The organism is Shewanella sp. JNE2 (assembly GCF_023159115.1).
GTDB lineage: Bacteria > Pseudomonadota > Gammaproteobacteria > Enterobacterales > Shewanellaceae > Shewanella > Shewanella putrefaciens.
Genome location: NZ_CP096169.1, coordinates 1139324 through 1164494 on the forward strand (window position 1 = coordinate 1139324; position 25171 = coordinate 1164494).

At 45.1% G+C, this 25171-nt stretch carries 20 protein-coding genes and 1 tRNA gene; 13 read left to right on the plus strand and 8 right to left on the minus strand.

Annotated elements, in window-relative coordinates:
* Positions 1 to 157: 157 nt before the first annotated feature.
* The 9 genes from MZ182_RS05175 to gabT all read left to right on the plus strand — a co-directional run bounded on the left by MZ182_RS05175 (position 158) and on the right by gabT (position 11377).
* Positions 158 to 919 carry a gamma-glutamyl-gamma-aminobutyrate hydrolase family protein gene (locus tag MZ182_RS05175; RefSeq protein WP_011790340.1) on the plus strand — a complete coding sequence of 254 codons (762 nt, stop codon included), beginning with the start codon at positions 158 to 160 and terminating at the stop codon, positions 917 to 919.
* A gap of 2 nt (positions 920 to 921) precedes the next feature.
* Positions 922 to 2277: a glutamine synthetase family protein gene (locus MZ182_RS05180; protein WP_011790339.1), complete on the plus strand. Its 1356-nt coding sequence runs from the start codon at positions 922 to 924 to the stop codon at positions 2275 to 2277.
* 620 nt (positions 2278 to 2897) lie between these two features.
* On the plus strand, positions 2898 to 3998 hold the full coding sequence (locus MZ182_RS05185) for a polyamine ABC transporter substrate-binding protein (protein WP_011790338.1): 1101 nt from the start codon (positions 2898 to 2900) through the stop codon (positions 3996 to 3998).
* Between the two features lie 175 nt (positions 3999 to 4173).
* Positions 4174 to 5310: a polyamine ABC transporter ATP-binding protein gene (potA, locus tag MZ182_RS05190; protein WP_011790337.1), complete on the plus strand. Its 1137-nt coding sequence runs from the start codon at positions 4174 to 4176 to the stop codon at positions 5308 to 5310.
* The gene (locus MZ182_RS05195) at positions 5307 to 6212 is read left to right on the plus strand and encodes an ABC transporter permease subunit (protein WP_011790336.1); all 906 of its coding nucleotides are present in this window, start codon (positions 5307 to 5309) and stop codon (positions 6210 to 6212) included. The genes potA and MZ182_RS05195 overlap by 4 nt, the downstream gene beginning before the upstream one ends.
* Positions 6209 to 7024: an ABC transporter permease subunit gene (locus MZ182_RS05200; protein WP_248065584.1), complete on the plus strand. Its 816-nt coding sequence runs from the start codon at positions 6209 to 6211 to the stop codon at positions 7022 to 7024. The genes MZ182_RS05195 and MZ182_RS05200 overlap by 4 nt, the downstream gene beginning before the upstream one ends.
* 257 nt (positions 7025 to 7281) lie before the next feature.
* Positions 7282 to 8568: an NAD(P)/FAD-dependent oxidoreductase gene (locus MZ182_RS05205; protein ID WP_248065585.1), complete on the plus strand. Its 1287-nt coding sequence runs from the start codon at positions 7282 to 7284 to the stop codon at positions 8566 to 8568.
* A 50-nt stretch (positions 8569 to 8618) separates the two neighbouring features.
* The gene (gabD, locus tag MZ182_RS05210; RefSeq protein WP_011790333.1) at positions 8619 to 10067 is read left to right on the plus strand and encodes an NADP-dependent succinate-semialdehyde dehydrogenase; all 1449 of its coding nucleotides are present in this window, start codon (positions 8619 to 8621) and stop codon (positions 10065 to 10067) included.
* A gap of 32 nt (positions 10068 to 10099) precedes the next feature.
* Entirely contained in the window at positions 10100 to 11377 is a 1278-nt protein-coding gene (gene gabT, locus MZ182_RS05215; protein WP_248065586.1) for a 4-aminobutyrate--2-oxoglutarate transaminase, read from the plus strand.
* A gap of 147 nt (positions 11378 to 11524) precedes the next feature.
* Here the strand turns inward: gabT and MZ182_RS05220 are convergent, their stop codons facing one another.
* Together MZ182_RS05220 and MZ182_RS05225 are read right to left on the minus strand one after the other, a co-directional pair.
* Positions 11525 to 12532 carry an LLM class flavin-dependent oxidoreductase gene (locus tag MZ182_RS05220; protein WP_248065587.1) on the minus strand — a complete coding sequence of 336 codons (1008 nt, stop codon included), beginning with the start codon at positions 12530 to 12532 and terminating at the stop codon, positions 11525 to 11527.
* 517 nt (positions 12533 to 13049) lie between these two features.
* The gene (locus MZ182_RS05225; protein WP_014610092.1) at positions 13050 to 14603 is read right to left on the minus strand and encodes a peptide MFS transporter; all 1554 of its coding nucleotides are present in this window, start codon (positions 14601 to 14603) and stop codon (positions 13050 to 13052) included.
* Positions 14604 to 14948: 345 nt separating this feature from the next.
* Here MZ182_RS05225 and MZ182_RS05230 point away from each other — a divergent pair, with 345 nt between their 5' ends.
* The gene (locus tag MZ182_RS05230; protein WP_248065588.1) at positions 14949 to 17069 is read left to right on the plus strand and encodes a methyl-accepting chemotaxis protein; all 2121 of its coding nucleotides are present in this window, start codon (positions 14949 to 14951) and stop codon (positions 17067 to 17069) included.
* Positions 17070 to 17217: 148 nt separating this feature from the next.
* Here MZ182_RS05230 and MZ182_RS05235 read toward each other — a convergent pair.
* The 5 genes from MZ182_RS05235 to rpsU all read right to left on the minus strand — a co-directional run bounded on the left by MZ182_RS05235 (position 17218) and on the right by rpsU (position 22024).
* Positions 17218 to 17294 (minus strand) — tRNA-Ile (locus MZ182_RS05235).
* A 275-nt stretch (positions 17295 to 17569) separates the two neighbouring features.
* A complete protein-coding gene (gene rpoD, locus MZ182_RS05240; protein WP_014610094.1) occupies positions 17570 to 19411 on the minus strand; it encodes an RNA polymerase sigma factor RpoD in 1842 nt (613 codons plus the stop codon).
* Positions 19412 to 19550: 139 nt separating this feature from the next.
* Positions 19551 to 21275: a DNA primase gene (gene dnaG, locus MZ182_RS05245; protein ID WP_248065589.1), complete on the minus strand. Its 1725-nt coding sequence runs from the start codon at positions 21273 to 21275 to the stop codon at positions 19551 to 19553.
* Between the two features lie 83 nt (positions 21276 to 21358).
* Positions 21359 to 21802 carry a GatB/YqeY domain-containing protein gene (locus MZ182_RS05250; protein ID WP_011790326.1) on the minus strand — a complete coding sequence of 148 codons (444 nt, stop codon included), beginning with the start codon at positions 21800 to 21802 and terminating at the stop codon, positions 21359 to 21361.
* 6 nt (positions 21803 to 21808) lie between these two features.
* Positions 21809 to 22024 carry a 30S ribosomal protein S21 gene (gene rpsU, locus MZ182_RS05255; RefSeq protein WP_006080725.1) on the minus strand — a complete coding sequence of 72 codons (216 nt, stop codon included), beginning with the start codon at positions 22022 to 22024 and terminating at the stop codon, positions 21809 to 21811.
* A gap of 218 nt (positions 22025 to 22242) precedes the next feature.
* On the opposite strand from rpsU, the gene tsaD reads away from it, so the two are divergent.
* The gene (tsaD, locus tag MZ182_RS05260; protein WP_011790325.1) at positions 22243 to 23259 is read left to right on the plus strand and encodes a tRNA (adenosine(37)-N6)-threonylcarbamoyltransferase complex transferase subunit TsaD; all 1017 of its coding nucleotides are present in this window, start codon (positions 22243 to 22245) and stop codon (positions 23257 to 23259) included.
* Between the two features lie 78 nt (positions 23260 to 23337).
* Here tsaD and plsY read toward each other — a convergent pair whose 3' ends face one another.
* The gene (plsY, locus tag MZ182_RS05265; protein WP_011790324.1) at positions 23338 to 23949 is read right to left on the minus strand and encodes a glycerol-3-phosphate 1-O-acyltransferase PlsY; all 612 of its coding nucleotides are present in this window, start codon (positions 23947 to 23949) and stop codon (positions 23338 to 23340) included.
* Between the two features lie 268 nt (positions 23950 to 24217).
* On the opposite strand from plsY, the gene folB reads away from it, so the two are divergent.
* Positions 24218 to 24568: a dihydroneopterin aldolase gene (gene folB / locus MZ182_RS05270; RefSeq protein WP_011790323.1), complete on the plus strand. Its 351-nt coding sequence runs from the start codon at positions 24218 to 24220 to the stop codon at positions 24566 to 24568.
* A gap of 84 nt (positions 24569 to 24652) precedes the next feature.
* Positions 24653 to 25156 carry a 2-amino-4-hydroxy-6-hydroxymethyldihydropteridine diphosphokinase gene (folK, locus tag MZ182_RS05275; RefSeq protein WP_248065590.1) on the plus strand — a complete coding sequence of 168 codons (504 nt, stop codon included), beginning with the start codon at positions 24653 to 24655 and terminating at the stop codon, positions 25154 to 25156.
* Positions 25157 to 25171 lie beyond the last annotated feature (15 nt).

A 25171-nucleotide genomic window follows, 5' to 3' on the forward strand; every position in this document is an offset into this window, starting at 1 on the left:
CGATGTTATTCATAAAAAATAAAAACGGTATGGACAGTGGGTTTAACAAATAGATAACCTCTTGCCTAGTTTTAAATTTCGGTGTACTGTGTGAAAAAATGAACATTTAAAGTTAAAGTGTTCGATATGCTAGTAAAATGAGACCCTAAGGTGAGTTATGTCTGCAGAGTTACCCCTCATTGGTGTTATTGCGTGTAATCAACAATTGGGTTCACATCCGTTTAATATTGTTGGTGAAAAATATCTTTTAGGTGTTGTTGATGGTGCGAAAGGCTGGCCTTTGGTGATCCCATCACTCGGGCATGATTCACCTATTGACAGTATCTTGGCACGGCTTGATGGCATTTTGTTTACGGGGTCACCTTCTAATGTTGAGCCACGCCATTATGCAGGTCAACCGAGTGAGACTGGTACTCACCATGATCCCAAACGTGACGCCACTACCTTGCCATTAATCCACGCTGCTATTGCGGCAGGAGTGCCTGTACTCGGAATATGTCGTGGTTTTCAAGAAATGAATGTGGCCTTTGGTGGCAGCTTGCATCAAAAGTTATATGAAGTTGCTGGTTTGATCGAACATAGAGAAAATGAAAATGCCGCTTTAGAGGTGCAATATGGGCCGTCACACAGTATTACTGTTGAGCCTGGGGGGGTCATTTACGAGGCTTGGGGCCGTAACTCTGCAGAGGTTAACTCTGTTCATACTCAAGGCGTGGCGCGTTTGGGTGTTGGGTTACGGCCAGAAGCTTATGCTCCAGATGGATTAGTGGAGGCCTTCTCCGTAATCGATACCAAAGAATTTGCCCTTGGTGTGCAGTGGCATCCAGAGTGGAAGGTGGCTGAAAATCCATTTTACCTCTCTATTTTCAATGCGTTTGGTGATGCCTGCCGACGTAGGGCTAAAACTCGAGTGAAATAATAATGAATAAGCTAATCGCTTTTTTAAAAGAACGAAAAATCACAGAAGTCGAATGTGTTATCAGTGATATGACTGGCATCGCTCGCGGCAAGATCGCACCCGTCGATAAGTTTCTCGATGAAAAAGGCATGCGCTTGCCAGAGAGTGTATTGCTACAAACAGTCACAGGGGATTTTGTTGACGATGAAATCTACTACCGGTTACTCGACGATGCGGATATTGATTTTGTATGTGTCCCTGACGAAAACGCGGTCTTCATGTTGCCATGGACAATCGAAGCTACGGCTCAGGTTATTCACGATTGCTACGACAGAATGGGCAACCCCATAGAGCTTTCACCGCGTAACGTGTTGAAAAAAGTGTTGTCTCTGTATGATGAACAGGGATGGGAGCCCGTTATTGCGCCCGAAATGGAGTTTTATTTAACTCGTCGCAGTGACGACCACGATTTACCCTTAAAGCCTCCGATTGGTCGTTCGGGTAGACCAGAAGCGGGTCGCCAATCTTTTTCTATTGATGCGGCTAATGAATACGACCCACTGTTTGAAGATATGTATGACTGGTGCGAAATCCAAGGTTTAGATATCGATACCTTGATCCATGAAGATGGACCCGCACAGATGGAGATTAACTTCAGTCATGGCAATCCATTATCGCTTGCTGATCAAGTTTTTATCTTTAAGCGTACCCTGCGTGAAGCGGCATTAAAGCATGATGTTTGCGCTACTTTTATGGCGAAACCTGTTACAGATGAACCAGGTAGTGCGATGCATATTCACCAGAGTGTGATTAATAAAGAAACGGGTAAGAATATTTTTACTAATGAAGATGGTACTCAAAGTGCATTATTTTTGAGTTATATCGCAGGGTTACAAAAATTTATTCCTGAGTTACTGCCATTAATGGCGCCCAATGCTAATTCGTTCCGCCGCTTTTTGCCCGGAACATCGGCACCGGTAAATTTGGAATGGGGGGTTGAAAACCGTACCTGTGGTTTACGTATACCAGAATCGTCGCCACAAAATCGCCGTATCGAAAACCGCATTCCAGGCGCGGATGCTAACTGTTATCTCGCTATTGCAGCGAGCTTACTCTGCGGTTATATCGGTATGGTAGAAAAGCTCAAACCATCAACGCCCGTTCAAGGTAAATCAAATGAAAGTCGAAGCAACAATCCCCATTGCTTACCATTGACGTTAGAAGAGGCATTGGCAGCAATGGAAGAAAGTGACGCTTGTAAGGAGTATTTAGGTGAGTCGTTCACCACAGGATTTGTGGCAGTAAAACAAGCCGAACTTGAAAACTTCCGCCGTGTAGTGAGTTCGTGGGAACGGGAGTTCTTGTTGTTAAGTGTGTAATCTATGCAGGTTTGAACATAAATTAGTCACCAATTTTTACATAGTTTCGATATGCGGATAAATGGTGTGGCTAGATTAGTTAGAAAACCCCTGCACCATAGTGGTGATTTTGCTTTACTTTGGTGCAGAATTTTTTGAATAAAATATCTTCAACTATTCTTATTAAGCTTAAAGGGTAATTCGATAAGCCATGCAGTAAGGGCCTCAATCGAAAGATTTTTTAAATTTAGCGCTAACATAGGAGGCTGTATCAGATTTATTTTTAGTAACCTATTGTTAGTAATGCTAAAAATGGATTTTCTGCAATAGGCTTTATCCTTGTTTTAGGGACTTGAGACATTTGTCTTTATGTTGCAATATGTAGCGGATTTTTCATATCTAGTCTGTTTTTATGATTGATAATGCAATCTGAACAAATTAGTAGGTTTGGCATGAAATCTGATTACGAACAAATTGCAGTCACCTCAAACAGAAGGCATGATTATGGTGCTGTGAAGACTGCCGATGCGGTTTTTAAGGTGTAGCATTGGTCGAGAATAACAACAATAACCGAGCTGTTGGTCGGTGACACAATTTCAGGATTGATATAGGCAATTCTGCTACCCGAGAAAGGAGAAAGCATGAAGCTATTTAATAAGATGACCACCTTGGCTTTAGTGACCACAGGCGTGCTAGCAAGTGTTACTGTTCAAGCTGAGGAAGTGGTTCGCGTATATAACTGGTCTGATTATATCGCGGAAGATACCTTAGAAAACTTCAAGAAAGAAACAGGCATTCGGGTTATTTACGATGTATTTGATAGTAACGAGGTGCTAGAGGCTAAGTTATTGTCTGGCCGTAGCGGTTATGACATCGTCGTTCCTTCCAATCACTTTTTAGCGAAACAAATTAAAGCGGGTGCTTTTAAGCCATTAGATCGTTCTAAACTGAGTAACTTTAAAAATCTCAACGCGGAGCATATGAAACAGCTTGAAAAGGCCGATCCTGGTAACCAGTACGCAGTGCCCTATTTATGGGGAACTAATGGTATAGGTTACAATATCGACAAAGTGAAAGCGGCCGTGGGTGAAGATGCGCCATTTGATTCTATGGAACTGATCTTCAACCCTAAATATGCCGAAAAAATCGCTAAGTGTGGCTTTGCTATGTTGGATTCTGCCGACGATATGGTGCCACAGGCCATGATTTATTTAGGCTTAGATCCCAATAGTGCTAAAGCTGAAGATTATGAAAAAGCGGGTGAGTTGCTGGAAAAAATTCGCCCTTATGTAACATACTTCCATTCATCTCGTTATATTTCTGACCTTGCCAACGGGGATATCTGTGTTGCTTATGGTTTCTCTGGAGATGTATTCCAAGCGGCAGCACGTGCCGATGAGGCGGGTAATGGCAATAAGATCGGTTACTCCATTCCAAAAGAAGGCGCAAACCTTTGGTTTGATATGTTAGCTATCCCTGCCGATGCTAAAAATATTGAAAATGCGCATAAGTTTATCAACTATTTATTACGTCCAGAAGTGATTGCGCCTATTTCTAACTATGTGGCGTATGCTAATCCTAATGACCCTGCTCAACCTTTGGTTGATGAAGCTGTTCGCACCGATCCTGCGATTTATCCATCTAAAGAAGTGTTAGATAAATTGTATATCGGCGAAGTCCGTCCTTTAAAAATCCAACGTGTATTAACCCGCGTTTGGACCAAAGTGAAATCAGGTAAATAATCGATTTTGGGGCAAGTTTAGCTTGCCCCTGCTTTGGTTTATTCATTTGCAGAGGGGAAAACCCCTTTCAAAACCGGGCTTGGATGGATAAACAGAGTTAGCCTTATCATTCATTTATTGCGTAAATCTCAAGACTTGAACGCGAAGCGTATCGGTATTTGGGCGGAGAAGTATTATGGCAAGCACCTCGGGCGTCACCAATAAACCCACAACAAAGACGCAAGAACATGTACTGCTCAAGATTGAGCGGGTCAGTAAATTATTCGACGATGTACGTGCAGTTGATGATGTGTCATTGACGATCAATAAAGGTGAAATTTTCGCCTTACTTGGTGGTTCTGGATCCGGGAAATCGACTTTACTGCGTATGCTCGCAGGCTTTGAAAAACCGACATCGGGCCGCATTTATCTTGATGGTGAAGATATCACCGACTTACCGCCCTACGAACGTCCTATCAATATGATGTTTCAATCCTATGCTTTATTTCCCCATATGACGGTGGCGCAAAATATTGCTTTTGGTTTGAAGCAAGACAAGCTACCTAAAGCTGAAATTGAGCAGCGCGTGCAAGAGATGCTTAAACTTGTGCACATGGAACAATATGGTAAGCGTAAACCTCACCAGTTATCTGGCGGTCAGCGTCAGCGTGTTGCGCTGGCACGCTCGCTTGCTAAGCGTCCTAAATTATTGCTGCTTGATGAACCTATGGGCGCATTGGATAAAAAACTGCGTACCCAGATGCAACTGGAAGTGGTTGAAATTCTTGAGCGTGTTGGTGTGACTTGCGTAATGGTGACTCACGATCAAGAAGAAGCGATGACCATGGCCGGACGGATTGCCATTATGAGTGATGGCTGGATTGCTCAAACAGGCTCACCGATGGACATTTACGAAAGCCCGAACAGTCGTATGATTGCCGAGTTTATTGGTTCAGTGAATTTGTTTGGTGGTGAAATTGAAGTGGATGAAGTTGACCATTTGATCATTAAACCCAATGAATTAGCTCAATCTTTTTATGTCGGCTACGGAGTAACGACCAGCCTTGAAGATAAGCATGTATGGTTAGCGGTACGCCCTGAAAAGACGATCATTAGCCGTGAGCAACCCGAAGGTGAATATAATTGGGCGAAAGGTATTGTGCATGATATCGCTTACTTAGGTGGTATATCAGTGTATTACATTCGCTTAGAGAATGGCCAAATTGTACAGTGTAGTATGACTAACCGTGAACGCCGCGCCGATCATGCTACTTGGGATGATGAAGTGTTTATCAGTTGGGAGGACACCAGTGGCGTGGTGTTGAGATCATGAAATTACTCTCAAGATTAAAATGGCCAAGGGGACGCTTCTGGACCATAGGATTGCCCTATGCGTGGCTGCTGTTATTTTTTGCCTTACCTTTTGCGATTGTGCTCAAGATCAGTTTTTCAACGGCGGCTATCGCTATCCCACCCTATGAGCCGACGTTCCAATACGCAGATGATGTGCTAAATATTTTTTTGCATCTAGGTAACTATCTGATGTTACTTGATGATTCGCTTTATTATTCGGCCTATCTGAGTTCGTTGAAAACCGCATTTATTTCTACTTTAGGCTGCTTAATCATTGGTTATCCCATGGCTTATGCCATCGCCCGTGCCCCCGCGCGTTTGCAGACAGTATTGCTATTACTGGTGATGTTGCCCTCATGGACCTCGTTCTTAATTCGCGTTTATGCTTGGATGGGATTGCTCAGCAATACTGGCATTATTAATAATGCACTCATATGGTTAGGTGTTATCTCTGAGCCATTACAAATTTTAAATACCAATATTGCAGTGTATATCGGCATCATTTATGCCTATTTACCCTTTATGATCCTGCCGCTATACGCCAATTTAGTGAAACTCGATATGAGTTTAATTGAGGCCGCATCGGACTTAGGTTCAAGTCGTTTAAATACCTTCTGGAAAATCACTTTCCCACTCTCTAAAAGCGGTGTGATTGCAGGTTCCATGTTGGTGTTTATTCCTGCAGTGGGTGAGTTTGTGATCCCCGAATTACTTGGCGGTCCTGATTCATTAATGATAGGTAAAGTGCTGTGGCAAGAATTTTTCAATAATCGTGACTGGCCTGTGGCGTCATCACTGGCGATTGTCATGTTGGCACTCTTGATTATTCCTATTACTTTATTCCATCGCTATCAAGCGCGTAGCTTGGAGAAAGACCTATGAAAAAGTTAAGTTTTTCTTCTGTGATGTTGTGGTTCGGACTGATTTTTTTGTACGCACCTATGCTGATCCTTGTTATTTACTCATTTAATGACTCCAAGCTCGTGACCGTTTGGGGAGGATTTTCCCCTAAATGGTATGGTGAATTATTTCAAGATCAACAGATTTTAGATGCCGTATGGACCAGTCTGCGTATAGCGTTTTATAGCTCAACCATGGCGGTCATTATCGGCACTATGGCAGCCTTTGTGATGACACGTTTTAAGCGTTCATGGGCAAAGCTGACTCTGTCGAACATGATTACCGCCCCGTTGGTAATGCCTGAGGTGATCACAGGTTTGTCTTTGCTTTTACTGTTTGTGCATATGGCAGATTTATTGGGCTGGCCTAGGGAACGGGGCATGGTGACAGTGTGGATTGCACACTCAACATTTTGTGCCGCCTATGTAGCTGTGGTGGTGTCATCAAGATTACGTGAGCTAGATATGTCAATCGAAGAGGCCGCTATGGACTTAGGCGCTACCCCGCTAAAGACCTTTTTCCTTATCACTGTGCCCATTATTTCTCCAGCATTAATGGCGGGGTGGCTATTGTCCTTTAGCTTGTCATTAGATGATTTAGTGATCGCAAGCTTTGCCTCGGGCCCGGGTGCTACGACCTTGCCTATGGTGGTGTTCTCTTCGGTACGTTTAGGGGTTTCACCGAAGATTAATGCCTTGGCAACGCTGATCATACTGTGTGTTTCACTCATCGCTTTCCTTTCTTGGCATATGGCAAGGCGGGCAGAGAAACGTGACCGTACACCAATGAATTAGCTTAATCTTGGGATGGCTTTGTTTCTGCAAAGCCATCCTTAATTATTCTCTCCACACCCATCACCCGCTTTGCTTTGCAGGCTAGCCCTGTGACTTAAGATCACCATAATTGAATCACTGAGCTAAAAATAATCGCGTGTTTGATATATCAAACAAAATGTAAATTATTGCGCTTTTCTGGCTAGTGTTTCGTTTTATGAAAGTGTAGGATGTGATAGCTGTTTAAAATAATGAACATTAGAATTCAAGGGAACAACATGTCTGCCATACCCCACACAGGATCATATTACGCCGCATCGGCTAACGATAAAGTCGAGCGTCCGCGTCTACAGGAATCGATTGAAGCCGACGTTTGTGTGATTGGCGCGGGTTATACCGGCCTTTCTGCTGCGCTGCATTTATTAGAATCAGGCATGAGTGTGGTGGTGTTAGAAGCCGCTCGCATTGGCTGGGGCGCCTCGGGCCGTAATGGCGGACAAATCGTTAATAGTTATAGCCGTGACATTGATACTATTGAAAAAACAGTCGGTAAAGAACAAGGTAAACTCTTTGGCCAGATGGCCTTTGAAGGCGGGCAAATCATCCGCGATCGTATTGCTAAGTATAATATTCAATGCGATCTAAAAGATGGCGGTGTGTTTGCCGCTATGAACGAAAAGCAAATGGGCCATCTACGTCATCAAAAAAAACTGTGGGAAAGCCACGGCCATGTTAATCAGCTCGAACTTCTCGATGCTAAAGACATTCGCGGTGTGGTAAATACTGAGCGTTATGTCGGTGGACTACTGGATAAAAGCGGTGGTCATATTCACCCGCTTAATTTAGCCCTAGGCGAAGCGCGCGCGGTTGAATCCCTCGGCGGTAAAATTTTTGAAGACTCTGCTGTGCTGCGTGTTGATGAGGGCGATAGCCCTGTTGTGCATACGGCACAGGGCAGTGTAAAAACCAAGTTTGTGGTCGTGGCAGGTAACGCCTATCTAGGTAAGTTAATGCCAGAGCTGCAGGCAAAATCGATGCCCTGCGGCACGCAAGTGATCACCACAGAGCCTTTGAGTGCCGATCTGGCTGCGAGCTTATTACCACAGGATTACTGCGTCGAAGACTGTAACTATCTGCTCGATTATTTCCGTCTGTCTGGCGACAAGCGGATGATTTACGGTGGCGGCGTAGTGTATGGCGCCCGCGATCCGGCGGATATCAAATCGATCATTATTCCGAACATGCTCAAAACCTTCCCACAATTAAAGGATGTGAAGATCGATTATGCGTGGACGGGTAACTTCCTACTGACGCTGTCGCGCCTGCCACAGGTCGGTCGTATCGGTAAGAACATCTATTATTCACAGGGGTGCAGTGGCCACGGTGTCACTTATACCCATCTAGCAGGCAAGTTACTGGCTGAAATGCTCAACGGTCAAGCCACGCGTTTCGATGCCTTTGCTGCATTGCCACATTATCCTTTCCCCGGCGGTCACGCACTTCGCGTCCCTTTTAGTGCTATTGGAGCTTGGTATTACACGTTAAGAGACAAACTAGGTCTCTAACATCATCACTTTTAAGAAGCTAGGTAGCTTCATAATACGAGGAAATCCTTGTGCAATTAAATGATCCGAGTTTGCTACGTCAACAGTCTTTTATTAATGGTCAATGGTGTGATGCCGTTTCTGGTGACACGCTAAAGGTGGTTAATCCCGCAACCAATGCCGTGATTGGCTACGTTCCTAATATGGGACAAGTTGAAACTGAGATGGCGATTAAGGCGGCAGAAGCGGCTTTACCTGCATGGCGCGCACTCACAGCCAAAGAGCGCGGCGCTAAGTTAAGGCGTTGGTTTGAATTACTCAATGAAAACAGTGATGACTTAGCATTGCTCATGACGACTGAGCAGGGTAAACCGCTGGCAGAAGCCAAGGGTGAAGTAACCTATGCCGCTTCGTTTATCGAGTGGTTTGCCGAAGAAGCGAAACGTATTTATGGCGATACCATTCCTGGGCATCAAGGGGATAAGCGCTTGATGGTAATTAAGCAGCCTGTCGGTGTAACCGCCGCGATTACGCCGTGGAACTTTCCTGCTGCGATGATCACCCGCAAAGCCGCTCCAGCGTTAGCTGCGGGTTGCACTATGGTAGTAAAACCTGCGCACCAAACCCCCTTTACCGCATTAGCGATGGCAGAACTCGCTGAGCGTGCCGGTATTCCTGCGGGCGTATTTAGTGTGTTAACGGGTGATGCGGTGCAGATTGGCAATGAAATGTGTGCTAATCCCATAGTGCGTAAATTATCCTTCACGGGCTCAACCAATATCGGTATTAAATTAATGGCGCAATGTGCGCCTACCTTAAAAAAACTGTCGCTAGAGCTTGGTGGCAATGCGCCATTTATCGTATTTAACGATGCCAATATCGATGCCGCCGTTGAAGGCGCCATGATAGCTAAGTACCGTAATGCCGGCCAAACTTGTGTCTGCGCTAACCGTATTTATGTGCAAGACGGGGTATACGACGAGTTCGCCTTAAAACTCAGCACTGCTGTGGGCAAGCTTAAGGTTGGAGAGGGTATCAACGAGGGGGTCACGACTGGCCCGCTGATCAATGCTGCCGCAGTCGAGAAAGTGCAAAGTCACCTTATTGATGCCATTGCAAAAGGCGCATCAGTGCTCGCGGGTGGCAAAGTCCACGATCTTGGCGGTAATTTCTTCGAGCCAACCGTACTCACCAATGTTGATAAAAGCATGCGTGTTGCCCGCGAAGAAACCTTTGGGCCACTCGCGCCGCTGTTTAAATTCAGTGATGTCGACGATGTGATTAAACAGGCTAACGATACTGAATTTGGCCTCGCCGCCTATTTCTATGGCCGCGATATTTCATTGGTTTGGAAAGTCGCCGAGGCCTTGGAATACGGCATGGTTGGCGTTAACACTGGTTTGATTTCGACGGAAGTCGCGCCCTTTGGTGGGATTAAATCTTCAGGGCTGGGCCGCGAAGGTTCTAAGTTTGGCATCGAAGAATATTTAGAAATCAAATATATCTGTATGTCCGTTTAATACGGCCCGATTTGGCGAGTGAGGAACACTAAATGACAACAACCAATGATTCATTGATGGCACGTCGCCAAGCCGCGGTTGCGGGTGGTGTCGGGCAAATACACCCTATTTTTACTGCGCGCGCCGAAAATGCGACCGTATGGGATGTTGAAGGTCGCGAGTTTATCGATTTTGCGGGCGGCATTGCCGTGCTCAATACGGGTCATCTTCACCCTAAGGTTAAGGCGGCGGTTGCTGCTCAACTCGATAATTTCTCCCATACCTGTTTTATGGTGCTCGGTTACGAGAGCTATATCAAAGTATGTGAAAAACTCAATCAACTGGTACCTGGGGATTTTGCTAAGAAGACGGCATTATTCACCAGCGGCTCAGAAGCGGTTGAAAACGCGGTTAAAGTGGCTCGCGCCTACACTAAACGTGCTGGCGTGATTGCGTTCACCTCTGGTTACCATGGTCGCACTATCGCAGCCTTGGCATTGACCGGAAAAGTCGCGCCTTACAGTAAAGGTATGGGGCTGATGTCGGCGAATGTGTTCCGCGCTGAGTTCCCGTGCGAAATGCACGGCGTGTCCGATGACGATGCTATGGCCTCGATTGAACGTATCTTTAAAAATGATGCCGAGCCAAGTGATATCGCCGCAATTATTCTCGAACCTGTGCAGGGTGAGGGCGGTTTTTACGCCGCATCGCCCGCTTTTATGCAGCGCCTGCGGGCACTATGCGACCGTGAAGGCATAATGCTTATCGCCGATGAAGTGCAAACGGGGGCGGGTCGTACTGGCACTTTCTTCGCCATGGAGCAAATGGGGGTTGCTGCAGATATCACGACCTTTGCTAAATCCATAGCGGGTGGTTTCCCACTTTCAGGCATTACTGGTCGCGCCGAGGTGATGGATGCAGTTGGCCCCGGAGGCTTAGGTGGCACCTATGGCGGCAATCCGTTAGCCTGCGCCGCAGCACTTGCTGTTATTGAAGTGTTCGAAGAAGAAAAGCTGTTAGACCGCGCCAATGCTATAGGCGAGCGTATTAAGTCTGCACTGAATATGATGCAGGTCGAACATGCACAAATCGCCGACGTGCGCGGTTTAGGTGCCATGATCGCCATCGAACTGATGGAAGAAGGTAAACCCGCGCCGCACTATTGCGCGCAAGTGTTGAGTGATGCCCGTGACCGTGGATTGATTTTATTGTCCTGCGGCACTTACGGTAATGTGCTGCGTATTTTGGTGCCATTAACGGCGCCGGATGCACAAATTGATGCGGGTCTTGGTATTCTTAAAGCCAGTTTCGATGCTGTACTGAAAAGCTAATGCGGTTTTGATTTGAAATTTGTTTTAGATGAAAGTTATACATAATAAAAATCCCGCTTCGGCGGGATTTTTATTAGGGGGCGATTGTTTTGAAATTGGCTGTTTTTACTGCCAGTGACTTTCAGCACTCATCAGTTAAATGAATCGCTACTGTTTAATCTCCATTAGGATCTGCAATGCCTTCTTGCGTTTATCAAGGTCATACAAGTCATTGGTGAAGATAAGCTCATTCACGCCGAGTTCTTTGACGATCATTTCCAAACGATGCTTAATCGTCGCTGGGCCACCAGTAACAGATAAACCTAAGAAGTTATCGACATAAGTTTCTTCTTGCGCACTCCACAAGCCATCCATAGTGTCAACCGGTGGCTTTAACCATAACTCGTGACCACGGATAAGCGCTAACACGCGCTGTTTTGAGGTCGTGCCCAAATATTGGGCCTCTTCATCTGTATCGGCGGCAACTAACGGCAAGCCGAGCATCACATAGGGTTTATCAAGCACTTGAGAAGGTTTAAAGTCGCGGCGATAGATTTCAATCGCGTCGTAGAGAAAACGTGGTGCAAAGTGGCCCGCAAACACATAGGGTAAGCCGCGCTGCGCCGCTAACTGTGCACTAAAAAGACTCGAGCCCAATAACCAAATGGGTACATTAGTGCCTTCTCCGGGAATCGCTCGCACCGCATGGCGACCATTGTAAGGGCCAAGTAGAGTTTGTAATTCACTGACTTCTTCAGGGAATTGTTCGGCGCGATTGCTATCACGGTTCAGTGCTCGGCTGGTAATTTGATCGCTGCCGGGCGCGCGCCCTAGTCCTAAATCGATTCGACCAGGATATAAGCTTTCAAGGGTGCCGAACTGTTCGGCGACCACTAACGGCGCATGGTTTGGCAGCATAATGCCACCCGCACCGACGCGAATACGCTCGGTATTCCCCGCTATATAGCCAATTAATACAGAGGTCGCGGAGCTGGCGATACCGGGCATATTATGGTGTTCGGCAAACCAGAAACGATTAAAGCCGAGCCGGTCGGCTTCCTTGGCATACTGCAAACTGTTGTGCAGCGTTTCACCCACGGTTGATCCTTGGCGCATGGGCGCGAGTTCCAATAGCGAGAAGGGAATGTCGGCCAATATTGATGTCTGTTGTGACATAGTGTCTCCAAGTGACTGCCGTTTTTGCTAGCGACAACAAGAGGTGCTAACAGTGTTAGGCGTTTTGTTGTTGCTAGGCTCATTGCTAAGAAAAAGCGTTAACGGCTCAGTCTTGATGAATAAAAGGTATTCAGTGTTATTGATATGGGGCTAACGACACGACTTCTCAAGCTTTAACGGATAACACTTTCCCTTTGGTTATTTCATTCGTTATTCAATGTGAGTTTGCACTTGAGCAGCGCCATTAAACTGAGTGTGTATTCGCTTTGTAACAAATCGAGGGGCTGAAGTCATCCGCGTGTGGGAGGTGATAATGTGGAACTGAAGTTCTTATTCTCAGCAACTCAGCGCTAAGCCAGTCACAGTGGGATTGCATGACTTTTGCTAAAGCTCATTTGGTTATGAGTAGCAATATAAGGGTATAAACGATGTTGAATGAGGTGATAAAAAACTGCCGATAGCAGGGCTATCGGCAGTTGATGTTATGTAAAGATCATTGGCTATCGCCAGTTAAGCATTACTGCTCGGCTTTTACATCGCGCAGTGATGCAGCGGCACTGTCATCATCAATCACATTATGTGAATGGTGGCTGTCCGTTAGGCGACGCATTAGCGGCAATACGGCTAAGGCGATAAAGGTACAAACCACGGCTGCAATCCCTAATTTGTTGAATAGACTGGTATACACAGGTAAGGTTTGCAGTGGATCGACTAAATCCTGTGGCACACTGGCAAAGTTGGCGACAACCCCACCTAAATATTGTGAAATGCCTGATGCCACAAAATAGGCGCCCATCATAAAGCCCCCCATGCGCGCAGGTACATAGCGAGCAATCATCGCAAGACCTAAGCCGCTCACGAGCAGTTCACCTAAAGAGTAAGAGGCATAACCCCAGATCATGATCCATGAGGAGGTTTTACCATTGACGGCAAATTGACCTGCAAAACCATAGATAAAGAAGCCAATCGCCACAACGGCAAAACCAAGTGCAAACTTCGCCGCGATAGAAAAGTCTTTATCATTGCGACCTGCCCACGAATAACTCCACGCCAGAACAGGGCTTAACACCATGATCCAGATTGGGTTAAGTGCTTGGAACTGTGCAGGAGACCAAGTCCATAAATGAGTACCAAAAACTTGGAAATCCCAATCGACGTTACGTAGCGCAAAGAGGGCAAGTGACGTTGACATTTGTTGATAGAAGATAAAGAAGAATACCGTTTGCACCGTGAGAATAAGCGCCGCGATAAGTCCAGCGCGCTCACTTGGTTCACTGGTACGAATCAAATGGAAGAAAATCCCTAACACAGCCACACCCGCGGCATAAACGAATACACGGGCAACATCTTCATATTCAAGAATAATCGCCGATGCGACCACGGAAAGTGCTGAGAGTATTAATACAATGGCAAGGTTCTTCTTGTTGACTGGGCGCGTATCAGGCTCAGATCCATAGTTTGCTAGGCTCTTATGCATAAGCGCATAGTTACCTAAACCGACAAGTAAGCCTACACAGCATACGGCAAAGGCTGCATGCCAGCCAAATTCGTTGCCATACTGGGCGTTAACGTAATCTTTAATCCAAGGCGTGAGTAACATGGAGAAGGTTGAACCTACGTTTACCGCCATATAATAGATGGTAAAAGCACTGTCGATTTTAGAATCGTCACCTTCATAGATTTTACGGACTAAGTTGCCCGCGTTCGGTTTGAATAGGCCGTTACCGACCACAATCACGCCGAGCGCAGAGAACATAAACCACGTATTTTCAGTGGGTACGGCCATTAGCGCATAACCCAGAGAGAGGATCCCCGCTCCGAGCAGCATAGTGCGTTTGGTGCCGAGAATTTTATCCCCAACCCAACCGCCGATGGCCGGTGATACATAAATGAGTGCCGCACAAGCACTCCAGACTAAGTTTGCACGTGAGTCATCAAAGCCAAGGCGCTGCACCATAAAGTAGACAATCAGCGCTTGCATGCCGTAATAACCAAAGCGTTCCCATAATTCAATAAGAGACACAGTCATAAATGAATGTGTCTTGCTTACCTGATTGGTACCAAGAGTCATATAGCTTGCTTCCATTTTTGTTGTTTTGTGTTTGAGGGCAAGAGTATAAGGCGATAAGGATTGCAAACCAATGGTGCTAAGCGGCATAAAAGACTTTGTTACAAATCAATTTATGTATTTTAAGTTGAGATTAATAAATAGAGGGGCGGATTTAACGAAGCTTATCGAGCTTTGCCGCATTATTAGGCGGTTGCCTTTCAAATATTTTACTTATGATTAACAAATATCTATCTTGATCACTGGTAATACCTAGATGGAGTGCTATTTTTAAGGCAGGTAAGCCAATATAAAAATTAATCAGATCAAAATTATTACCCTACAGTCGTTTTCTTGGGAGTTTACTCGATGAAGTATTTGTCCATCAGTACTAAGTTGTTATGGATCACATCTGCGCTGTTTTTATCAATTGTTGCTATCTTGTCCCTGAGTCTCTGGTGGACCTTATCAGAGCAAAATTCTCAATTATCTGACCAAGTACAAACATCCCTTCAGAATGAAACTCGCGATAAGCTGGAAGGGCGCGCGGGGGAGTATGGGGCAATGGTCGCGGGCTTTATTAATGAGTCTTATCGTATTCCCTATTCTTTTGCGGGAATGCTTGAAAGTACTGCTGAGGAGTTACCGTTAAAGCGTGATCGCTTAGAACTTTCAGTTGCTGCTGTTTTGAAGAAAAATGCACAAACATCTTCCATGTATGCTCAATTTGAACCTAATGGATATGATGGGCTGGATAGTGAATTTTTAAATGTGCCGATAAGTCACAGTGTTGCTTCATCTGGTGTGTTAGAAATTTATTATATTCGTAATGATGATGGTAGCGTTGTTCACCAACAAGTCGATGATTCATCAGAAAAATACCTCACTACCGTGAACGAGTTTGGGATCCGTGATGCAGAATGGTATCTCTGTGCGAAAGAAACCTTAAAACCGTGTTTGATGGAGCCCTATTTAGACGAAATTACTCCTGGTAATAATATGTTAATGACATCACTCACTGTCCCTGTGCTTAAGCATAAACAGTTTATCGGGGTCGTTGGTGTTGACGTTAATTTACCCGTATTCCAGTCTTTGATTGACACTTTATCTAGAAGCCTTTACGACGGGCAAGCTAAGGTGACCTTATTGAGTCATCGAGGTTTAGTTGTGGCAGCGAGTCATTATAGTAAGAAAGCCCGACCTTTATCAGAATCAATTGATCCTACACTGGCGGCACAAATTATTTCGCTCCATAAAAATACTAAGTACATAATGAATGACGATGAAATTATCGTTGCTTATCCTATCAAAATTCCCCTAGCTAACGCGGAATGGTCACTTGTCATTCAAGTACCTAAGGCACAAGCCTTTAAAGCGTCAATTGAACTAGATAAAAATATGGATGAAATGGCTACTTCTCTTGGTAGTTTACTGTTGATTGTGGGATTAGTGGTTTCTGTGGTTTCAGTAATCACAATCAGCCTTGTCATTCGTAGCATTATCTCTCCACTTAAAATGATCCAAGGTCGTGTTGAACATTTAGCCAGTGCTGAAGGTGATTTGACTCAATCGATTGAGGTGGATGCGCACGCAGAGCTTATTGCATTAGGCAAAGGATTTAACTCCTTTATCTATAAGTTAAAAAATCTTATTGCTGAGTTAAAAATTCTTGCAAGTCGCACCCAGCAAGAGAGTCAATCATCGGCTCAAATTGCCCAACTGACCCGTGATAGTGTCCATCGCCAGTATGGTGAAATTGAGAGTGTGGTGACAGCCGTTAACGAAATGAGTGCCACGGCGCTCGAAGTCGCTAAAGCTTCGGAGCAAACGGCATCTGAAACCGAGGCTATGTCACGTAATATTCGCTTAAGTGAAGAGAGTTTAACTAAGGCGATGGATTTTGTGGCAACCATGTCGCAGGAGTCTATGCAAGCCAAAATGGCTGTGAGTAAAGTGGCCGAAAGCAGCACAAATATCAGCCGTATCCTTGAGGTCATTAGCTCTATTGCCGCGCAAACTAATTTACTCGCTTTAAACGCAGCGATTGAGGCAGCGAGAGCTGGGGAGCAAGGCCGAGGTTTTGCGGTTGTCGCTGACGAGGTTAGGGCATTAGCATCTAAGACGCAAAGCTCAACTGATGATATCAGTGTGCTTATTGATGCACTGCAAAAAGAAGTACATAGTGCATCGGGTATTATAGATAAAGGTGCTGAGCGCGCACAAATGGCAGTATTGCAAACTGAACAGGCGCTTGCTTCACTAAACTCAATGGTCAGCCAAATCGAAGAAATATCAGGACAGATCACCCATATTGCTGCCGCTGCAGAAGAGCAAAGTGCTGTCACGGAAGAAGTAAACCGAAATATCACAGGGATCTCAGATTCAGCATCCGAGCTTGCCCGCCTTGCGGGCGAAGCACAGCAAAGCAGTGTGGTCTTAGCTGACTTAGTGAAACAACAGCATGAACAGTTAGGTAAGTTAAAAACCTAGGTATTTATAGAGGACTCTTTGAATAGCAGTAGACCCTTTGATATGTGTTGATCGTTAAGCATCGGTCGAAGGGTTGCTTTTATGGCGTGAGATAATATTTAGATACAAAAAAGCCCATTGAATTAATGGGCTTTTTTGTTGAATTGGGTGGTGGCCCCTCACGGACTTGAACCGTGGACCTAACGATTATGAGTCGTGTGCTCTAACCAACTGAGCTAAGGGGCCGACTTAAGGTAATCGTCATTACCTAAAGCGGGTGGAAGTATACTAAGCTTATTTGCGCTTGTCACCCGTGTTTTAGGGTGAAATTCACGCAATTGATTCAATTGGTTATCTGTTAATCAGATCAGATGAGTATTAGAGGTCAATCAGGCTTTAAATCGCGATCATATCAGTCAATACAGTGAATATTTGCTTGTTTTTAATCTATATTTTAACGACATATGGTTATGTAATAAAAAGCCCTGCACAGGGCAGGGCTTGTTTGTCAGACAGGTTATCTATTCATCTAAGAAAGATTTCAAGATCTCTGAACGTGAAGGGTGGCGTAACTTACGTAATGCTTTAGCTTCAATTTGACGAATACGTTCACGGGTAACGTCAAACTGTTTACCCACCTCTTCAAGCGTGTGGTCAGTGTTCATATCGATACCAAAACGCATGCGCAATACTTTGGCTTCACGGGCTGTTAAGCCTGCGAGCACTTCATGGGTTGCACTCTTCAAACTTTCGCTGGTGGCGCTATCAAGCGGTAATTCGAGGGTGGTATCCTCGATAAAATCACCTAAATGCGAATCTTCATCGTCACCAATAGGGGTTTCCATGGAGATAGGTTCTTTAGCGATTTTAAGCACTTTACGGATCTTGTCTTCCGGCATCATCATACGTTCTGCCAGTTCTTCAGGGGACGGCTCACGGCCCATTTCCTGTAGCATTTGACGAGAAATACGGTTTAGCTTGTTGATCGTTTCGATCATATGCACCGGAATACGGATGGTACGCGCTTGGTCAGCGATAGAACGGGTAATCGCCTGACGGATCCACCAAGTGGCATAGGTCGAGAACTTGTAACCACGACGGTATTCGAACTTATCCACGGCTTTCATCAAGCCGATATTACCTTCTTGGATAAGATCTAAGAATTGCAGACCGCGGTTGGTGTATTTCTTCGCGATAGAAATAACCAGACGTAAGTTGGCCTCAACCATTTCTTTCTTCGCACGGCGTGCTTTAGCTTCACCAATTGACATGCGACGGTTGATATCTTTGATTGCTGAAATAGCTAAGCCGGTTTCTTCTTCAACGGCGGCAAGCTTGCTACGGCAACGTAGTACGTCTTCCTCAACCATTCTTAGGCCTTCGGCATAAGGTTTGTTTGAGGCTTTTTCTGCATGGAACCAATCGAGATTAGTTTCATTTCCAGTGAAAAACTTCACAAAGTTTTTCTTTGGCATTTTAGCTTGTTCAACACAAAGCTTCATCGCCAAGCGTTCTTGTACGCGTACGCGATCCATCATAGAACGCATGCTTTTCACTAAACGATCAAATTGTTTAGGGACTAAACGGAATTCTTTGAAGATTTCACCGATTTCAAAAAGCGCTTTGACAGACTCTGGATGTTCACGTCCTTTAGCTTCGATGATTTTCAGCGCATTTTCATAGGCGGCTCTTAGTTGACTAAAGCGTTCGCGGGCTTCTTCAGGATCTGGGCCTTTGTTGGCATCATCTTCTTCATCTGCGTCTTCATCGTCTTCATCTTCATCGTCCTCATCATCGAGGTCTTCATCTGACAGTTCAGAGCCAATATGTGTTGCAGTGGGTGCTACGTCTTCTTCATCCGGGTTGACAAATCCAGAGATAATATCAGACAGGCGCAGTTCATCGGCTTCGAATTGGTCGAATTGTTCAAGGATCATCGCGATCGCTTGTGGGTATTCGGCGACAGAGCTTTGAACGGTATTAATGCCTTCTTCAATGCGTTTGGCGATCACAATTTCGCCTTCACGAGTCAGAAGCTCAACCGTACCCATTTCACGCATATACATGCGTACTGGATCCGTTGTGCGGCCAAGCTCACTTTCAACTGTGGCTAGGGCAGCCGCGGCTTCTTCTGCTGCATCTTCGTCTGTGTTGTCTTCCGACATCATCATGTCATCGGCATCGGGAGCTTCTTCAAATACCCGAATACCCATGTCATTTATCATCTGGATAATATCTTCGATCTGGTCAGAATCGACCATGTCTGCAGGTAAGTGATCGTTCACTTCTGCATAGGTTAAGTAACCTTGCTCTTTACCTTTGGCAAGCAACAGCTTGAGTTGCGACTGCGGAGTATGATCCATAGATATCATCCAAGTTGGGAAACTGTTACAACGACGGACAATTAGCTAAATAAGCTTAAGTGCCGCGCAAATCGTCAATTATAGCCGTGTGCACATATCTGTGCTAGTCACTGGGATAGTGAATGAGGACATTTTTGCCTCAGTTTAATCCTTTCATGACTGAGATCAGCTTCTGTAGCTGTATCTTTTCTTCTTTAGTATGAGTCTGTTTGAGACTCAATTCCTGGTATCGTTGTTCAATATATTGATTGTTCAACCAAACTAGGGTTTGTTTAAACTTTTCGAGCAGGTTTTCATCCGCCACTTGATGGTCCCATTGGGCCAATTTATGGAGCGCCCCACTGTGGGGATTGTCTCTGAATTGTTCAAGTAGTTGTGCGCTGTTTAACCTTTGCTCTCGAGTTAAATCCAACAGCAGTGGCAGCAAATCAATGCCTGGCATCTGCAGATGGTTAAGTGCGGGTTGTGGGGGTAAACCCAGTCCCAGCTGAGGATGTTGTACTAACAGTGCGATGGCGAGGCGCAATGGTGTACCACGTCCTTTTAATCCTTGTTTTGCTACTGTTTTAGTTTGTTTGACACTAAAACCTAGCTTTTTTTTCATATCTTCAGAGCTATTCATACCCAGCTTGTGAGCTAAGTTCTCAAGCAGTAAGTTTTGCAGCACAGTATCTTGAATCTTCTCAATCAAAATAAAGGCTTGTTTCGCTAAATTACTTTTATCAGTACCATATTTAGTCGCTAAGGTATCAAATAGAAACTCGGGTAGTGCTATTGCACTGCCCATTAAGGTTTCAAATGCTTCTTTACCAATTTTACGCACCATAGAATCAGGATCTTCGGCCTGAGGCAGGAACATAAATCGGACTTGATCCCCCGGTTTTAATAGCGGCAATGCGGTCTCTAAGGCGCGCCATGCGGCTTCTGTACCTGCTCGGTCACCGTCGTAACAGCAGACCACTTCTTTAGCACTGCGCAGTAATAACTGAAATTGCTCTGCTGTGGTCGAAGTGCCTAATGAGGCGACCGCATAATCGACGCCAAATTGCGCCAATGCGACCACATCCATATAGCCTTCAGCAATCAGCACTTTATCTGGATCGCGATGGCGCTGTTTTAGCTCGTATAAACCATAGAGTTCATTGCCCTTATGAAATATGGGCGTTTCTGGCGAATTCAAGTATTTTGGGGTGCCATCACCTAAAACTCTGCCACCAAAACCAATAACTCGCCCACGCCTATCTCGGATCGGGAACATAAGACGATCGCGAAATCGGTCGTAACGCTTGCCATTGTCGTTGGCTATTAACATGCCAGCGGTCAGTAACTTATCCTGCGCATCTTGATTCTGACGATAGCGTCCCAATAAACCGTCCCAGCCATCGGGTGCAAAGCCAATACCAAAATGTTCTACTACATCATCGGATAAGCCGCGATAGGCGAGGTAATCGATAACTTTTTGTTTATCTTGGTGTTGTCTAAGCTGGTTTTGAAAGTAGCGGCTCGCTTCTTCCATTAATTGGTATAAGTCTCGGCTTAAACCATCATCATGGCGTTTGCCGGTACCTTGTTCTCTTGGGACTTCTAAGCCAAGTTGTCCAGCCAGATCTTCTATGGCATCAATAAAATCGAGTCGATCGTATTCCATTACAAAATCGATAGCATTGCCATGGGCACCGCAGCCAAAGCAATGATAGAACTGTTTATCCCGGCTAACGGTGAAAGAAGGTGATTTTTCGCTATGAAAAGGGCAACAGGCAGAGTAGTTCTTACCCGCCTTTTTCAAGGGCACCTTACGATCGATTAGCTCGACTATGTCGGTGCGAGCGATCAGCTCATTGATAAAATCACGAGGTATTGCCATTAAGTGCTTAAAATCTAGCCTAAAGCGAATTTAAACAAACAAGCCGCGCATAGGCACGGCTTGTTCATACATTGAAACGCTAATTATTGCAATTTTGCGCGGATCATAGCGCCGATAGCGCCCATGTCTGCACGTCCTTGAACTTTAGGTTTTAATGCTCCCATTACTTTGCCCATATCCGCCATGGAGGATGCACCTATTTCAACAATAGCTGCATCGATGAACGCTGCGATTTCCGCCTCTGAGAGGGGAGTTGGCAGGAAAGTTTCAATAACTTGAATCTCTGCTGCTTCCGCTTCGGCCAACTCGTTACGTCCCGCTGCTTCAAATTGAGCAATCGAATCGCGACGTTGTTTCACCATTTTGGTTAAGACCGCTATAACCTGCTCATCAGTCAGAGATTCGCGGGTATCCACTTCAATCTGTTTGATGGCGGCTAATGCCATACGAATAGTACCCAATCTCACCTTCTCTTTGGCGATCATGGCTTGTTTCATATGGTCTTTTAGCTGATCAATTAGGCTCATAAGAGATTAGTATAAACGTACGCGACGTGCGTTTTCGCGAGAAAGCTTTTTAGCTAAACGTTTAACTGCAGCCGCTTTTGCGCGCTTACGTGCAGTAGTTGGCTTCTCGTAGAATTCACGAGCACGCACGTCAGCTAAAATACCTGCTTTTTCACAAGAGCGCTTGAAACGACGTAGAGCTACGTCGAATGGTTCGTTTTCACGTACTTTAATAATTGGCATACGCCATCACCCCTTAGGTGTAGGTTGTTCTGGTTCAATTGCTCGAACCAAGTCTATTTAAAATGGTGCGGAATTTTATACCGAGACCATAGGGCTTGTAAAGCCCTAATACTGAGTTCAGCTTTTGGGTTGCTGGGTAAGATAAGGCCTCTATGGCTGGAGTAATTATTGACATGCAGGTAGAATTAGCGCCCTTTGGTTATTTTTGATGAGGCACCATGCGGGTTTTAGGTATTGAAACATCCTGTGATGAGACAGGTATTGCCGTCTATGACGATAAGCTAGGGTTGTTATCCCATGCTCTATATAGTCAGGTGAAGTTGCATGCAGATTACGGTGGTGTGGTGCCTGAGTTAGCCTCCCGCGACCATGTTCGTAAAATTGTGCCGCTTATTCGCCAAGCCTTAAAAAATGCTGATACTAAAATCGCCGATTTAGATGGTATTGCTTACACTAAAGGCCCAGGTTTAATTGGTGCGCTCTTAGTTGGAGCTTGCGTTGGACGTTCGCTTGCCTTTGCTTGGAATAAGCCTGCTATTGGTGTGCACCATATGGAAGGGCATCTGCTCGCACCTATGCTTGAAGAGGATGCACCTGAGTTTCCCTTTGTTGCCTTGTTGGTTTCAGGTGGCCATTCCATGCTGGTTAAAGTCGATGGCATTGGCCTTTATGAAGTCTTAGGTGAGTCTGTGGATGATGCTGCAGGTGAAGCTTTTGACAAAACGGCTAAATTGATGGGCTTAGATTATCCAGGAGGCCCAAGACTTGCTAAGTTAGCCGCTACAGGAGTTCCCGCTGGCTATCAGTTTCCCCGTCCAATGACGGATAGGCCTGGTCTGGATTTTAGCTTTTCAGGCCTAAAGACATTTACGGCAAATACGATAGCCGCAGAGCCTGATGATGAGCAGACCCGCGCCAATATCGCTAGAGCCTTTGAAGAAGCGGTGGTTGATACTTTAGCAATTAAGTGCCGCAGAGCCTTAAAGCTAACAGGCTATAACCGTTTAGTGATCGCCGGTGGTGTCAGTGCCAATACCCGTTTACGGGCAACGCTAGCTGAAGTGATGACTTCAATTGGTGGGAAAGTTTATTATCCTAGAGGAGAGTTTTGCACCGACAATGGTGCAATGATTGCCTATGCAGGGTTGCAGCGTTTAAAGGCTGGGCAGCGTGAAGATCTTGCGGTAAAAGGTCAACCAAGGTGGCCGCTAGACACTTTGCCACCGCTGTTCTAATCATTTTAATTAAACATCTTATAGTCGATAAAAACTGCGCTTAAGGCGCAGTTTTCGTTGATAAATTTACGATGTTGATTAAGGATTTTTAGGACGTTTTTTACGCGATACCTTTGACTCTTCACCTTTAAGTAGCCGTTGGATATTGTCTTTATGACGAATAATGATAAGCGTCGATAGCATGGCAACGGGAATGGTAAATCGTTCGTCTAACCACCAAGTATAAAGAGGAGCTAGTAAGGCCGTAATAATAGCGGCGAGGGATGAGTAGCGACTGATTAGCAATAACACTACCCATGAAGCCATAAGGCAGATAGCAAGATCATCTCCAATCGGTGCCATGGCTCCAAAGGCTGTTGCGACTCCTTTTCCCCCTTTAAAACCAAAAAAAATGGGATAGATATGACCAAGACATGCCGCAATGGCAATCAGCCCAAGGGAAATGGCATCGATACCCATTAAATAAGCAAGATAAGTGGGCAGCGCACCTTTAAGCATATCAAAAAATAGCACCATGGCGGCCGAACTGGCACCGCCGATCCGCAGTACATTCGTCGCTCCAGGGTTCCCCGAACCTTCGGATCTTGGATCGGGTAGACCTCTCATCCTACAGACCAGCACAGCACTTGAGATAGAACCTGCCAAATAGGCGGACACAATCATCAAAAGTGTCAGTGTTAATTGACTCACATTGGTTTCCTTACGCGTCTTAAGGTATTATCGCGCAACAATTTAAAAGCCTGTTTGGCTTGTATATTCAGTCATGGGCTAAAGCGATAACTCCGCAGTCGAAAGTAGATAGCATTTCTGAACGAACAAATCCTTTTAGGAGGTTATCCTACTTCGGATTGGCTCGAGTAGAAAGTAAATTAGTTATCTCTCAGAATATTGCGAATTATACCGACTCAATCACGCTTAGCTTATCAGACCTCTTAGTAATAGGTTAGTTGGAGACAATATGGATAAGGTACTTATAAGACAATTACGAGTCGATACTGTGATTGGTGTCTATGATTGGGAGAAGACAATCCAACAGAGCTTATTTTTAGATTTAGATATGGCTTGGGATAACAAACCCGCCGCTGCAAGTGATGATTATCAGTTTGCGCTCTGTTATGAAACAGTGTCTACACGGATTACTCAGCTTATTACCGAGCGACCCATTGAACTTATTGAAACCGTTGCAGAACGTGTTGCCGACTGTTTAATTAGCGAGTTTAACGTGGTTTGGGTCAAAGTGGTGGTGATGAAACCCGGTGCAGTTGCTACAGCAGCTTCTGTTGGCGTTGAAATTGAGCGTTCACGTTAACGTTTATTACTGCGTCTATGTAGTAATGTTCAATGAATAATAGTGACGAGTGTATAGTCGTTTAAAGACGGTTCGGACAACAGCATGGCACGTATTTACATTAGTTTAGGTAGTAATATTGAGCCCGTTCAGCATTTGCAGGCAGGGTTACTGTCACTCAGAGAATGCTTTGGTCCACTCAGGCTTTCTTCTATGTATGAGAGTGAAGCGGTTGGGTTTAGTGGCACAAATTTTTTAAATATGGTGGCAAGCGCTGAAACCGATTTGAATATTGCTACGGTAGTTGCGCAGTTTAAGCAAATCGAGCAAAATCACGGCCGTCTTGTTGGTGCAAAGAAGTTCAGCCCAAGAACATTAGATTTAGATTTGTTACTTTATGATGACATTGTATGTCAAATTCCAGTGGTGTTACCCCGGGCCGAGATAGTTAATAACGCTTTTGTATTGTGGCCTTTAGCGGAGTTAGCTCCAAATCTCGTTCACCCCTTAGTCCACCAAACCTATGCAAAATTGTGGAATGACTACGACAAAGATTCACAGCGACTTTGGCCTGTGACGTTTGAATGGCCCTGTGGGCTGACGTTTTAATTTATTGATAGGGTT

Excerpts from the sequence above, each read along its gene's own strand:
- folK (WP_248065590.1), top strand. The coding sequence starts at position 24,653 with ATGGCACGTATTTACATTAGTTTAGGTAGTAATATTGAGCCCGTTCAG.
- MZ182_RS05230 (WP_248065588.1), top strand. The coding sequence starts at position 14,949 with ATGAAGTATTTGTCCATCAGTACTAAGTTGTTATGGATCACATCTGCG.
- MZ182_RS05195 (WP_011790336.1), top strand. The coding sequence starts at position 5,307 with ATGAAATTACTCTCAAGATTAAAATGGCCAAGGGGACGCTTCTGGACC.
- folB (WP_011790323.1), top strand. The coding sequence starts at position 24,218 with ATGGATAAGGTACTTATAAGACAATTACGAGTCGATACTGTGATTGGT.
- dnaG (WP_248065589.1), bottom strand. The coding sequence starts at position 21,275 with ATGGCAATACCTCGTGATTTTATCAATGAGCTGATCGCTCGCACCGAC.
- rpoD (WP_014610094.1), bottom strand. The coding sequence starts at position 19,411 with ATGGATCATACTCCGCAGTCGCAACTCAAGCTGTTGCTTGCCAAAGGT.
- MZ182_RS05225 (WP_014610092.1), bottom strand. The coding sequence starts at position 14,603 with ATGACTCTTGGTACCAATCAGGTAAGCAAGACACATTCATTTATGACT.
- MZ182_RS05185 (WP_011790338.1), top strand. The coding sequence starts at position 2,898 with ATGAAGCTATTTAATAAGATGACCACCTTGGCTTTAGTGACCACAGGC.
- rpsU (WP_006080725.1), bottom strand. The coding sequence starts at position 22,024 with ATGCCAATTATTAAAGTACGTGAAAACGAACCATTCGACGTAGCTCTA.
- gabT (WP_248065586.1), top strand. The coding sequence starts at position 10,100 with ATGACAACAACCAATGATTCATTGATGGCACGTCGCCAAGCCGCGGTT.
- MZ182_RS05205 (WP_248065585.1), top strand. The coding sequence starts at position 7,282 with ATGTCTGCCATACCCCACACAGGATCATATTACGCCGCATCGGCTAAC.
- MZ182_RS05200 (WP_248065584.1), top strand. The coding sequence starts at position 6,209 with ATGAAAAAGTTAAGTTTTTCTTCTGTGATGTTGTGGTTCGGACTGATT.
- MZ182_RS05220 (WP_248065587.1), bottom strand. The coding sequence starts at position 12,532 with ATGTCACAACAGACATCAATATTGGCCGACATTCCCTTCTCGCTATTG.
- tsaD (WP_011790325.1), top strand. The coding sequence starts at position 22,243 with ATGCGGGTTTTAGGTATTGAAACATCCTGTGATGAGACAGGTATTGCC.
- MZ182_RS05175 (WP_011790340.1), top strand. The coding sequence starts at position 158 with ATGTCTGCAGAGTTACCCCTCATTGGTGTTATTGCGTGTAATCAACAA.
- MZ182_RS05250 (WP_011790326.1), bottom strand. The coding sequence starts at position 21,802 with ATGAGCCTAATTGATCAGCTAAAAGACCATATGAAACAAGCCATGATC.
- potA (WP_011790337.1), top strand. The coding sequence starts at position 4,174 with ATGGCAAGCACCTCGGGCGTCACCAATAAACCCACAACAAAGACGCAA.
- MZ182_RS05180 (WP_011790339.1), top strand. The coding sequence starts at position 922 with ATGAATAAGCTAATCGCTTTTTTAAAAGAACGAAAAATCACAGAAGTC.